An 11,174-nucleotide genomic window follows, 5' to 3' on the forward strand; every position below is an offset into this window, starting at 1 on the left:
AATGCTTATAAGTGATGCAACCACTTTGAGCGAGGCCAACCATATCTGGAAGTTTAATGGATCGATTTCGAGTAGAGGTTATTGCCAAAACACCAAATCCTCAGCAGGTGGTCTATGCTGCTCTCCACCAAGATTATACTGAGGCGTTTGTGTTTGACGAGCGGGACTCATGGCCTACAGAGGAGCAATGCGGGGAGATTATTGTTAAGCGCCTTTTAGCGGGCGAAAGGGGACATTATGGGCCATTAGAACATCCACAGATTATATTTAATTGTGGTTATTTTCCTCATAGCGTAATGCAGCAGGCGCGGACTCATCGGGTTGGGGTAAGTTTTGATGTACAATGTCTTGCTGCTGATACCGTAATTACTTTTGTTGATGGCGAGGGAAGTGCTGGCAAGAAAAATTTGAGCAAAACAATTGGAGAACTGCATGACCTTTGGACTAATGGGGAAAAAGCGATTCGTTCTCGGTCTATTCGAGGTCGAAATGGTGAACCACCAGGCGAATATCGTCGTGACTGCAAACGAAGAATTCGTAAAATGCGCTTACGAGTTTTAAACGAACAAACTGGCTTGTTTGAAGTCGGTCATATCAAAGATGTAATGTGTAGTGGTATTCAACCAGTTTATAAAGTTACATTGGAGGATGGCAAGACTTTAGAGTGTACTACCAATCACCGTTTATTTACCGCAAACGGTTGGGAAACAATGAAAGATGCGGTTGGGTTGATAACCAATGCAGATGGTAATGTCGTTGGTATGACCAAAAACTCCTATATTATGTGCAATGGTTTATCGGTAACGGATGATAGACCTTACACGGACAAATTATGGCTTAAAAACCAAATTGCAAAAGGATTAACTATCAAAGAAATTGCTGGTTTATCCGGTTGCTCTATTGCTACAGTTAAAGTATGGATTAATAAGTTTGGATTGTCTTTAAAATGCTCAACTCCACGTTATCTTAACAATCATCAACCTTGGAATTACAATCCTAATGCCCTCTATCGCAACAAGGCTTGGTTGGTGGAGCAACTTAATCAAGGACTGTACGCCGATGAAATAGCAACTTTAGCTAGCTGTTCAATTGAGGCGGTAAAAAAATGGGTCTATGCTTATGGACTGTCTCTAAATAAGCGAAAACCTGGGAGCGATGAACCTTGGAATAAAGGCAAAGGAGGTTATCAACTCAACCTCTCTGAAGACAGTCGCCAAAAACGGATAGAAAATGCAAAAATTTACACGCAAAGAGGTGCTGACTCTCATTTTTGGAAAGGTGGCACTTCTACGGAGCGACAATTGATTGGCGCTTGGACAAGGCAAATTGCACCCCAAGTCCATAAAAAGTTTGATTATATTTGCCAGAAATGTGGCATCAGGGGTGGACTTCTTCATGCTCATCACCTAGTACCAGTTTTTGCAAATCAATCTTTGGCTTATGATTTTGATAATTTAGTGACTTTATGTAAAGAATGTCACGAATACATTCATCAAAACAGTTTGGAGATTGAATTTGCCCAAGTTTATTCGCCAATTTTAGAGCCTAAAGATTGGCAAGTTAAGCCAAAGCCCAAAGGGATAAAATTGCGCTCTCATCCCGTAAAAGTAAAGAGTGTTGAATATGTTGGTGAACAAATGACTTACGACTTAGAAGTGGAGGGTCAATGGCATAACTTCGTTGCCAATGGTTTAGTAGTACATAATTCCCTGCGGTATACAGGCAATCAATTTATTGATGTAGCTGAAGGAAAGAAAAATATAGAAGAGGTTTTTTATCTTCGTCCAGTGGCTGATTACACAGACCGTCAAGGTAAACGATATTATTATTCTCCAGAACAAAGAGAAGAAGATTTAAAGTGGTGTTTAGAAGCGGCGAGGCGATACAAAATTGATGTTGAGGCAGGGATGTCGGAGGAACACGCAAGAGGGAAACTACCTTTTGATTACCGCCAGCATTTTGTAGTCAGCTTTAATTTAAGGTCTTTTCTGCATTTTTGCGACCTGAGAAATAAGAAAAATGCACAACTGGAAATTCAAAAGCTGTGCGAAATGATGTGGCCCCACTTTCAGGATTGGGTGCCAGCAATAGCAGAATGGTATGAAGTTAATCGTCTTGGTAAAGCAAGATTGGCACCGTAAATTTAGAGTTTAATTATGGCGAGGGGACCGAGAATTGAATCGGATAATCTAAGACTCGTGCTAAAAAAACTTACCTAAACCTTGGAAAACACTACCTTTTCTGGTTGATCTTGATATTTACCCTTTCGCTGTTCGTAATTTACAGAACAGACCTCTGATTCAAAAAACAGCAATTGCACGATGCCTTCATTCGCATATATTCGACAATCGGCTGGCGAACTGTTGCTTACCTCCAGGGTCAAATGACCGCGCCAACCAGCTTCAGCAGGAGTTAAATTAGCAATTATACCAGCTCTGGCATAGGAACTTTTTCCAATACAAAGTACAGTCACATTTTCTGGAACTTCAAGGTGTTCTAGGGCAACACCCAGGCCATAGCTATGGCCTGGTAAAATGAAGTATTTTCCATACTCATCGTTATGCAATTTAGTTGGCTCTAGATTTTCGGGATTAAAATGCTTAGGATTAACCACAGTGCCAGGAATATGGCGAAAAATGCGGAACTCTACTGGCGAAAGTCTAAGATCGTAACCATAGCTGCTTAAACCATAAGAAATGACTGGCAATTCCTCACAGCGACGAATTAACTGAGGCTCAAAGGGCGAAATCATACCCTTTTGAGCCATTTGAGCAATCCAAATATCGTTCTTAATCACAGGTTCACAAATCTCAACCGGAATACTAGGATATCTTAAAACTGAGTCAATTTTTCAGGGCCGATCGCTTCTACGCATCTCTGTAATCTGATCGGCGATATCCAAAATCGCTTCTGGCATTTCTGGGCCTGTCAAAATAATATCTACGTGACCGGGGCGTCTTTTGATGACTTCCAGCACTTCCGTTTCTGGGATTAAGCCAAAGGTAATCGCTAAACTGAGTTCATCGAGAACGACTAGAGAATATTTGCCTTCAAATATAGCTTTTTGCGTGTGCTGCCACAGATGTTGTAGCGATCGCATTTCTCCATCATCCAGATGTGGCGTGTCGATACAGCGGGGTAAGTCGCAGCGAACCCAATCTAAATACTCTCCTAAGCGCATCGGACGATCGTATCCCTGATTAATTCCCCCCTTGAGAAATTGCACCACTAAAACTGGGGTTCCTTGTCCGGCAATTCTCAGCGCTTGCGCCATGACGCTGGTAAAAAAGGTGCGGTGAGATGAGGTGAAGACTTGCAGCAGTCCTTCAACTGTGGTGAGTTGGCGACGTTCAGTATTAAGAGTGGGAGTTTCTAGCTGGGCAACCATATATAAACCATTGATGGGTAACGAACAATTTGACAGCACGCAAAATGCTGTCAATTCGGTTCGCTTAACAATATCTAGTGCAATTTTAGATTGGTTTACATAGTAAAACACTATATATATAAGAACGTCAAGAGCCAAAGGAAGTCAAAATCTCTCTGTTTGGGCAGAATTATGGAGGCGCGATCGCTCACAAAAGAGCCTTCGCAGGTTTGATGGTAAGCTTGAGTCGATTCAAGGATTCGACTTGTAGGGGGAGTAGGAGGCTGTGAGACTGGTAATTTTGGGAGGTGCAGGTGCGGGTAAGGGAACCCAAGCACAACGACTGTCAAGCTATTTAAATGTCCCTTCCATATCTACTGGGGATATACTGCGGGGTGCGATCGCATCCGGGACACAATTAGGTATCCAAGCGCAGGCTTATGTGGAAAAGGGTTTACGGCAGTAGTAAAAATACCTAGATTTACCTATACTTATGGCAAGTAAATCTAGGTAACACATCCGACAGACCATAAATATTGGCTTTCCTAGCAGAGCTTAAAAGTGTAGAATATACATAGATTTGAATTGAACCAAAGTCAAAAAATCAAGTGTTCTATCATGGTAACGAATAGACATTATTACTATGATATCTCTAACTGGGATTTTCTGGTCAACCTCGATACTGAGGAAGCGCAAGCGCTAGGAAAGAATGCTTAAGAAACTTATACCGCTGAGTTTATCCAGGTTTACCTAGATTTTTTAAAGCGGCGAATTAGTACCCGATCCGGTTATGATTGAGTTTATGCGTCTGCGGCTGCTGTTATTTGATGTCGCCAACGGTTGGTTACTCGATGGCTATCCGCGCACTGCTTTCCAAGCTGAGGAATTAGATTTTTTGTTAGACGATTTGGGACAACACCTCGACTGGGCTATTTGGTTGGATGTGTCAGAATCGGTATTGATGAGTAGATCTGTGGGGCGTAGTCTTCCCGACGATCGACCGGAAATCTTGCAGCGTCGCATTCAGCTATTCAGAGAACGTACTGCCCTGATTCTTGATTATTACGGACGCCGCCAACGATTGATAAGTAAGCTGCTACGCATTTAATTTGTATGTTTAGCGGGAGTGGGAGAGTGGGGGAGTGGGGGAGTGGGAGAGGAATTGAAGGTTTGATTGCCGGATTAGAAATATCCGAATTAGATGCGTGTTAGCTTATCAATGGCGATCGATCTCCAGAACAAGTGCAGCAAGATATCTTAAAAAAACTTTATCCAGATGCGTAACTCAATCTAAAATGTATCTCGATTGACTATTTGAAGGCAAAACCGATGTCCTGGCAGCGTCCTGATGGCAGACAACCATACCAACTTCGTCCCATTCGTTTTGAGCGAAATTTCACTCGCTTTGCGATCGCATCTGTGCTTACCCATTGCGGTGACACTCAAGTTCTCTGTAATGTGAGTATCCAAGAGAGCGTGCCGAAATTTCTGGAAGGTACGGGAAAGGGTTGGCTAACTGCTGAGTATCGAATGCTCCCAGGCGCAACTCCTCAACGTCAAGAACGGGAATTTATGAAATTATCTGGACGCACTCAGGAAATTCAGCGCTTGATCGGACGCAGTTTAAGAGCGGCTATAGATTTGCAGGCGCTGGGAGAACGCACTATTATTGTCGATGCGGATGTTTTGCAGGCGGATGCCGGTACTCGCACGACTGCTATTACTGGCGGGTTTGTGGCACTCGCCGATGCGATGGAAAAGTTGGTTGAGCAGGGAAAGTTGACGCGATCGCCTATTCGTCACCAAGTCGCCGCTGTTTCCGTAGGACTTTTGCAGGGTGAGCCTTTTTTAGACCTCAACTATCCTGAAGATGTCGCCGCTGAAGTCGATTTCAACGTCGTGATGGATGAAAATCTTGGCATTATCGAAATCCAAGGCACTGCTGAGGATGGTACTTTTAGCCGTTCCCAACTCAACCAACTACTCGATTGTGCCGAAAAAGGTATTCGAGATTTGCTGGAATTGCAGCGTGAAACTCTACGCGCTTCCACCATCTAAATCATCCCTGTCCGCCAGTCCTTGTGTAGCAAGCATTCCAGACTATGAAAAATTGATAATATAACAATATAGCTATTGAGCTATATGAGCGAACAGATTCGCATTATGACATTTACATATTAGCAAAAAAAACAATTAATAGCAATAGGCAAAAAGATTAAATTTTCAAACCAAATTTTACTCTTAAAAATCGTCTCAATTCCGTTTAAATAAAGCATACTCTTCTGCAAAGACTTCCTCCCAAGAAAGAGTGGAGAATTCGCACTGCTTCCCCATTTCATCTTCAGCATCTTTCAACGCTCTATTAAAACATTTATCCCAGATAGATTCAATAAAATTACGATTTAAGCTGGGGACTTCTTCTTGAATATCTGCAATTTCTTGACGAGCAGAACGAATAGTGATAATCCAACTGGAACTCCGAAGTTTGGGTTGACATTTCCACTTGATAACATAAGCCATCAATCTGGTTAGCTGGCTTGTCAGCGCCAATTTTTTCGATTTTCCCATTGATTCAATTAATTCGTAGAGACCTTCCGTGGCTTCCATCCACTTTTCCTCTTGTAAGAGTTGCTGGATTGCTTGTGCAGTTTGATATTCAGAACCGGCTGCTAACCATTCCCAATCTTGTTTAGTTGGCATGATTTTTTCCTTCGATCAATATGTACTCTTCCTCAAACACTTCTGACCAAGAAAGCGAAGTTAATTCGCACTGCTTACCCATTTCAATTTCAGCTTCTTTCACAGCGGCATTAAAACATTTATCCCAGACAGATTCAATAAAATTTCGGTTCAAACTGGGAACTTCCTCTTGAATATCTTCAATTTCTCGACGTGCAGAAAGAATAGTTATAGCCCAACTATAACCCAGGCGTTCCGGTTGGCATTTCCACTTGATAACATGAGCCATCAGTCTAATTAGCTGGCTTTTCAGCGCCAATTTTTTCGATTTTCCCATTGATTCAATTAATTCGTAGAGACCTTCCGTGGCTTCCATCCACTTTTCCTCTTGTAAGAGTTGCTGGATTGCTTGTGCAGTTTGATATTCAGAACCGGCTGCTAACCATTCCCAATCTTGTTTAGTTGGCATGATTTTTTTCTTTGATCAATATGTAGAGGTGGGTTTCGAGAATTGTACATCTTCTTCACAGAGTAGTCCAAAACCGAACCCCACCTCATTTTTAGTTCAATTAGGACTTAGGCAATCGCCCCCCTAGCCCCCCAAATCTGGGGGGAAAAGAGTCTTCCCCCAAATTTGGGGGGTTAGGGTGCGGTCATGGGTAGTTGGTTGGCAGAAAGAGTCCTCCTTGTCCTCCTTGTCCTCCTTGTCCTCCTTGTCCTCCTTGTCCTCCTTGTCCTCCTTGTCCCCCTTGTCCCCCCTATCACCAACTGTTTTTGACCACACCTGGGGGGGTTAGGGGGGTTTTCTGTATTATTGAGCCTGACGGCGAGTTTGACGATTTTGACGCATCTGTTGCATTTGTTGGCGCTGTTCAGGAGTCAAAACAGCTTCCATTCGTTGCTTGGATTCGTCCATAATTCGTTGCATTTGTGTTTTTTGTTCGGGAGTGAGATTCAGCGAAGACCAAATCTGACCGCGTTGACCGCGTTGACCGCGTTGACCTGGTTGACCTGGTTGACCTGGTTGACCTGGTTGACCTGCTTGCGCCCGACGCGCTCTCATCTGTTCCCTGGAGGCGTTCAATTGATTTTTCTGCTCTTGTGTTAAGATACCTTCAATCTGAGTGCGAGTTGATTCGCGAATTTGTTGCATTTGTGCTTTTTGTTCAGGAGTCAGATTCAGGGAAGCCCTTCCTGCCTCAGCCAGAAGCATTGGCTGATCTGAAGAGGTAGATACTGGTTTAGCCTGAGTTGAAATCAGCCAGCCCGTAGAGATAACGAGTGCGGCAGTAGTCCCGATAAGCGCAAACAATTTGGTATTTATCATTGAAACCTAAGCGGTTAAAAACTGTACCTTTAGACCAAGGGGGTTGGGAGAAGGTTCAACGCGATCGCTAAATTCAAGTTATTGACCAAAACCAAAAAGCTCAAACAGCAACCGAACAACCGTCTGGGGGTCAATCCAAAATCCTAGAATCCAAAATTGATTGACTTTTGGTGCAAATTATGTATAGACCGATAACATTAAGATTTATTGCCCTAAAACAACAGAAAAGTTGTTTTAGTTTTAAGCTAAATTCATATCAGCAAAAGCGTTTGAGCGATCGACAGTCGATTAAAATTCACACTAGCAGCTACTCAACAGACATCGATCTAGTGAGAAAATCGGAAACGATTTGATAATCAAGCAATCATTGTCCAGTTCGATCGAACATTATTTTTTCAGAGCAAGGGAGAACAGAATGAAATTGGCTTATTGGATGTATGCAGGCCCTGCCCACATTGGCACTCTCCGCATCGCCACTTCCTTTAAAAACGTCCACGCGATCATGCACGCACCGCTGGGCGATGACTATTTCAACGTGATGCGATCGATGTTAGAGCGGGAGAGGAATTTCACCCCAGTCACAACCAGTATTGTCGATCGGCACGTTCTCGCACGCGGTTCTCAAGAAAGAGTGATAGATAATATCACCCGTAAGGATACTGAAGAACATCCAGACTTGATCGTGCTGACTCCGACTTGCACTTCTAGTATTTTGCAAGAAGATTTGGGAAATTTTGTCGAGCGGGCGCAATTAGATGCTAAAGGCGATGTGATGTTGGCGGATGTGAACCACTATCGCGTCAACGAATTGCAAGCAGCCGATCGCACTTTACATCAAATTGTTCAATACTACATCGAAAAAGCTCGCAAACAAGGCAATCTGCCAGAAGGGAAAACCGAAAAACCTTCCGTCAACATCATCGGTATTACTACCCTTGGTTTCCACAACCAGCACGATTGCACCGAACTTAAACGCCTCATGGCTGACTTGGGAATTGAAGTCAACGAAGTAATTCCCGAAGGTGCATCTGTTCTCAACCTGAAGAATTTGCCAAAAGCTTGGTTTAACCTAGTTCCTTATCGGGAAATCGGGTTAATGGCGGCTAAGTATCTGGAACAAGAATTCGGAACACCTTATATAGATATCACGCCGATGGGTGTGGTGGAAACTGCGCGTTGTATCCGCAAGATTCAGCAGGTAATTAACGAACAAGGCGGTGATGTTGATTACGAAGATTTTATCAACGAGCAAACATTGCACGTTTCTCAAGCTGCTTGGTTTTCCCGTTCCATTGACTGTCAGAATTTGACTGGTAAAAAAGCTGTTGTGTTTGGCGATAGCACTCACGCCGCCGCGATGACCAAAATTCTGGCGCGGGAAATGGGAATCCACGTAGTTTGGGCGGGAACTTATTGCAAATATGATGCTGATTGGTTCCGGGAACAAGTTGGCGAGTACTGCGATGAAGTGATTGTCAGCGAAGATCACGGTTTGATCGGAGATGCGATCGCGCGCGTCGAACCCTCGGCAATTTTCGGCACCCAAATGGAACGCCACGTCGGTAAGCGTTTGGATATTCCCTGCGGTGTAATTGCAGCACCGATTCACATCCAAAACTTCCCAATTGGTTACAAACCTTTCATGGGTTATGAAGGGACGAATCAGTGCGTCGATCTGGTCTACAATTCCTTCACATTGGGAATGGAAGATCACCTGCTGGAAATCTTCGGCGGACATGATACCAAGGAAGTCATTACTAAGGGAATTTCTGCGGATTCCGACCTTGGTTGGACTAAGGAAGGACAAGCAGAATTGAATAAGATTCCTGGTTTTGTGCGCGGTAAAGTGAAGCGGAATACTGAAAAGTTTGCACGCGAAAGGAATATTTCCAAAATTACGGTTGAAGTGATGTACGCCGCTAAGGAATCTGTCGGAGCTTAGGTCAAAAAATAGTAGGGCATCCAAAAGGGATGCCCTAGATCGATTAAAATTAAAATACAATGACGCAGAGTAGCAATATACTATGGATAGGGCGTTCGGTGAACGGTGTATCTATCCGTCTCACTAGGGAGCGGTGGGAGCATATCATTACAGAACACCCTGAGATGCAGACTCAATATAATCGGGTTTTAGAAACTTTGGAGAACCCGGATTTGATTCAACAAGATGAGGCTACAAGTGCGTTGCTGGCGCTGCGCTTCTATCAAGAAATTTCCCCAAATAAATTTGTGGTAGTGGTGTATGTCGAACTTAGTAGCTATGATGGATTTGTAATGACAGCTTATCTCAGAAAACAGCCATCCTCAAGTAAGCGAATTATATGGACAGTTTAAAAATTCTGGAAAATTCTAAAAAAGTTACTGCTTTTTATGATAAAGAAGCAGATGTTCTTTATATATCACTGGGAGAGCCACAAGAGGCTGTAGCTGTGGATGTGGGTGATAGCGCGATCGCACGTTACAATGAGGAGAGCCAAACACTTGTTGGTATTACTTTAATTGGACTAAAACAGCGGGTATTGAAGAAATTAAATCGCCAATTGCACGTCGCACCTCACCAAGATGGGTGGGTGGTAAAAGAGGAAACTGACGTTGCATCTGAAAAAATGTTTCCGACTAAGGAAACAGCGCTTAAATATGCAGTAGGAGTGGCAAAGGCTCAATGGCTTGAAGTAGTAATTTATGATGAAAATGGTAAAATACAGGAGGTTATTAATCCAGCCATAGATGCTGTATTACAGCGCCGACAACAGCAACACGAGTCGGAATTGAATGAATCTGAGTGTTTGAAAAGTTAATAAACGGGATAAAGATGAACTATAAACTACAAGTGTAGTAGCTACTAGAAGTTCTGGAAGAAGTTTGGACTGCTTATGGTGAATTGAGTGCTAAACGACTAGAAGATTTGACACACTCAGAAAAACCTTGGATTAATGCTCGTAAAGGTTTAGCTCCTGCCGAAAAATCATCAAATATTATTTCCCATGAGGATATGAAAGCTTATTACGCCTCTTTTTTGGAGGAGTAGTGGGAAAGTCTCGTATTAAAAAGTTTTCAGCCACAAGTTCGTCAAGCCGAATCCCTGAATCCGCTTTAACTCATCCAACAGGTTCCGAGAATGCACACGAACAACACCCCAGTTTTAAGTTTGAGCATACTGATGAAAACCGTTGGCTTTTATCAGATTGGCAACCATCAGAAATTGATGATTTGATTCGGGGACTTAAAAAAATTGAGAGATATACATGGGCGCAAATAAAAAGCCAAGGCTCGAAACAACGCGGTGGTTCTGTAGGTTGCGGATACAAGCTAATTACCAATCATCCAAAAGTACCTGAAAGTGTCAGCGATGATGTGAAACTTTCAGAAATGTGGGTTGATGAAAGAAAGCGGATTTTTGGTTTTCGCGTAGGTTCGATTTACTATATTGTGTGGTTTGACCGAGACCATAGCGTTTGTCCAGAGTGATTTGGACTATAATCAGTTATGAAGTCTGCAACCCTTGCTTCTTTTTGACTGCTCTACCGGATTTTAGATCCGTCTGGTATCGTAGCTAGCACCGGACAATCAGTATTAACAACCCCTTGCGGGTTAATGTTGTACTTTCTCATAGCAGCTGGAGAAGTAACGTGCCTTTTTGTACCCTGGTCTAAAAGGTATATGCGGTTCTTCAAAGGATGTCCGTTTTCTCCACAACGGACAAGTCTGTTATCATTTGTTATAGCCCACATTCCGCACCCTCAACTGTCACACATCAACAAAAAGCCAATTCAATAGTACATAAGAACTAAGGCCAAACCA

13 protein-coding genes and 1 pseudogene are annotated in these 11,174 nt (G+C 43.0%); 9 read left to right on the top strand and 5 right to left on the bottom strand.

Annotated features, from left to right (window positions below; translation table 11 throughout):
• Positions 1 to 56: 56 nt before the first annotated feature.
• Positions 57 to 2,141, top strand: a complete 2,085-nt coding sequence (gene thyX, locus LAY57_RS27955) for an FAD-dependent thymidylate synthase (protein WP_249070450.1) — start codon at positions 57 to 59, stop codon at positions 2,139 to 2,141.
• Between the two features lie 74 nt (positions 2,142 to 2,215).
• Here thyX and dcd read toward each other — a convergent pair whose 3' ends face one another.
• Positions 2,216 to 2,797 (bottom strand): dCTP deaminase, encoded by a 582-nt coding sequence (gene dcd, locus LAY57_RS27960; protein WP_249070451.1) that lies wholly within the window; start codon positions 2,795 to 2,797, stop codon positions 2,216 to 2,218.
• Between the two features lie 54 nt (positions 2,798 to 2,851).
• Positions 2,852 to 3,526, bottom strand: coding sequence for a P-loop NTPase family protein (locus LAY57_RS27965; RefSeq protein WP_338022507.1), 675 nt, complete (start codon positions 3,524 to 3,526; stop codon positions 2,852 to 2,854).
• 127 nt (positions 3,527 to 3,653) lie between these two features.
• Between LAY57_RS27965 and LAY57_RS27970 the strand changes: the two genes are divergently transcribed.
• From LAY57_RS27970 to rph, 3 genes and pseudogenes are all read left to right on the top strand, one after another.
• The gene (locus LAY57_RS27970; RefSeq protein WP_338022508.1) at positions 3,654 to 3,833 is read left to right on the top strand and encodes an adenylate kinase family protein; all 180 of its coding nucleotides are present in this window, start codon (positions 3,654 to 3,656) and stop codon (positions 3,831 to 3,833) included.
• 312 nt (positions 3,834 to 4,145) lie between these two features.
• Positions 4,146 to 4,475 (top strand): annotated as a pseudogene (locus LAY57_RS27975) (adenylate kinase family protein); the annotation flags it as partial.
• Between the two features lie 221 nt (positions 4,476 to 4,696).
• Positions 4,697 to 5,425, top strand: coding sequence for a ribonuclease PH (gene rph, locus LAY57_RS27980; RefSeq protein WP_249070452.1), 729 nt, complete (start codon positions 4,697 to 4,699; stop codon positions 5,423 to 5,425).
• Between the two features lie 195 nt (positions 5,426 to 5,620).
• On the opposite strand, the gene LAY57_RS27985 is transcribed toward rph, so the two are convergent.
• The 3 genes from LAY57_RS27985 to LAY57_RS27995 all read right to left on the bottom strand — a co-directional run bounded on the left by LAY57_RS27985 (position 5,621) and on the right by LAY57_RS27995 (position 7,373).
• Positions 5,621 to 6,067, bottom strand: a complete 447-nt coding sequence (locus tag LAY57_RS27985) for a DUF29 domain-containing protein (RefSeq protein ID WP_249070453.1) — start codon at positions 6,065 to 6,067, stop codon at positions 5,621 to 5,623.
• Positions 6,057 to 6,515, bottom strand: a complete 459-nt coding sequence (locus tag LAY57_RS27990) for a DUF29 domain-containing protein (RefSeq protein WP_249070454.1) — start codon at positions 6,513 to 6,515, stop codon at positions 6,057 to 6,059. Before LAY57_RS27990 ends, LAY57_RS27985 begins: the two co-directional genes overlap by 11 nt.
• 342 nt (positions 6,516 to 6,857) lie before the next feature.
• Positions 6,858 to 7,373: a Spy/CpxP family protein refolding chaperone gene (locus tag LAY57_RS27995; RefSeq protein ID WP_249070455.1), complete on the bottom strand. Its 516-nt coding sequence runs from the start codon at positions 7,371 to 7,373 to the stop codon at positions 6,858 to 6,860.
• 415 nt (positions 7,374 to 7,788) lie between these two features.
• Here LAY57_RS27995 and bchB point away from each other — a divergent pair, with 415 nt between their 5' ends.
• The 5 genes from bchB to LAY57_RS28020 all read left to right on the top strand — a co-directional run bounded on the left by bchB (position 7,789) and on the right by LAY57_RS28020 (position 10,841).
• A complete protein-coding gene (gene bchB, locus LAY57_RS28000) occupies positions 7,789 to 9,315 on the top strand; it encodes a ferredoxin:protochlorophyllide reductase (ATP-dependent) subunit B (RefSeq protein ID WP_249070456.1) in 1,527 nt (508 codons plus the stop codon).
• 164 nt (positions 9,316 to 9,479) lie between these two features.
• The gene (locus LAY57_RS28005; protein WP_249070457.1) at positions 9,480 to 9,707 is read left to right on the top strand and encodes a hypothetical protein; all 228 of its coding nucleotides are present in this window, start codon (positions 9,480 to 9,482) and stop codon (positions 9,705 to 9,707) included.
• On the top strand, positions 9,695 to 10,171 hold the full coding sequence (locus LAY57_RS28010; protein WP_249070458.1) for a DUF2188 domain-containing protein: 477 nt from the start codon (positions 9,695 to 9,697) through the stop codon (positions 10,169 to 10,171). Before LAY57_RS28005 ends, LAY57_RS28010 begins: the two co-directional genes overlap by 13 nt.
• A gap of 53 nt (positions 10,172 to 10,224) precedes the next feature.
• Positions 10,225 to 10,401, top strand: a complete 177-nt coding sequence (locus LAY57_RS28015; protein ID WP_275994377.1) for a Panacea domain-containing protein — start codon at positions 10,225 to 10,227, stop codon at positions 10,399 to 10,401.
• Complete coding sequence (locus LAY57_RS28020; protein WP_249070460.1) at positions 10,401 to 10,841, top strand: MAG6450 family protein; 441 nt, start codon at positions 10,401 to 10,403, stop codon at positions 10,839 to 10,841. Before LAY57_RS28015 ends, LAY57_RS28020 begins: the two co-directional genes overlap by 1 nt.
• Positions 10,842 to 11,174: the final 333 nt, after the last annotated feature.

The sequence above is a fragment of the Argonema antarcticum A004/B2 genome (assembly GCF_023333585.1).
Lineage (GTDB): Bacteria > Cyanobacteriota > Cyanobacteriia > Cyanobacteriales > Aerosakkonemataceae > Argonema > Argonema antarcticum.

What these genes read in the sequence shown, in the direction of transcription:
- LAY57_RS27985 (WP_249070453.1), bottom strand. Translation starts at nt 6,067, where the DNA reads ATGCCAACTAAACAAGATTGGGAATGGTTAGCAGCCGGTTCTGAATAT.
- bchB (WP_249070456.1), top strand. Translation starts at nt 7,789, where the DNA reads ATGAAATTGGCTTATTGGATGTATGCAGGCCCTGCCCACATTGGCACT.
- LAY57_RS28010 (WP_249070458.1), top strand. Translation starts at nt 9,695, where the DNA reads ATGGACAGTTTAAAAATTCTGGAAAATTCTAAAAAAGTTACTGCTTTT.
- thyX (WP_249070450.1), top strand. Translation starts at nt 57, where the DNA reads ATGGATCGATTTCGAGTAGAGGTTATTGCCAAAACACCAAATCCTCAG.
- LAY57_RS27990 (WP_249070454.1), bottom strand. Translation starts at nt 6,515, where the DNA reads ATGCCAACTAAACAAGATTGGGAATGGTTAGCAGCCGGTTCTGAATAT.
- rph (WP_249070452.1), top strand. Translation starts at nt 4,697, where the DNA reads ATGTCCTGGCAGCGTCCTGATGGCAGACAACCATACCAACTTCGTCCC.
- LAY57_RS28005 (WP_249070457.1), top strand. Translation starts at nt 9,480, where the DNA reads ATGCAGACTCAATATAATCGGGTTTTAGAAACTTTGGAGAACCCGGAT.
- LAY57_RS27995 (WP_249070455.1), bottom strand. Translation starts at nt 7,373, where the DNA reads ATGATAAATACCAAATTGTTTGCGCTTATCGGGACTACTGCCGCACTC.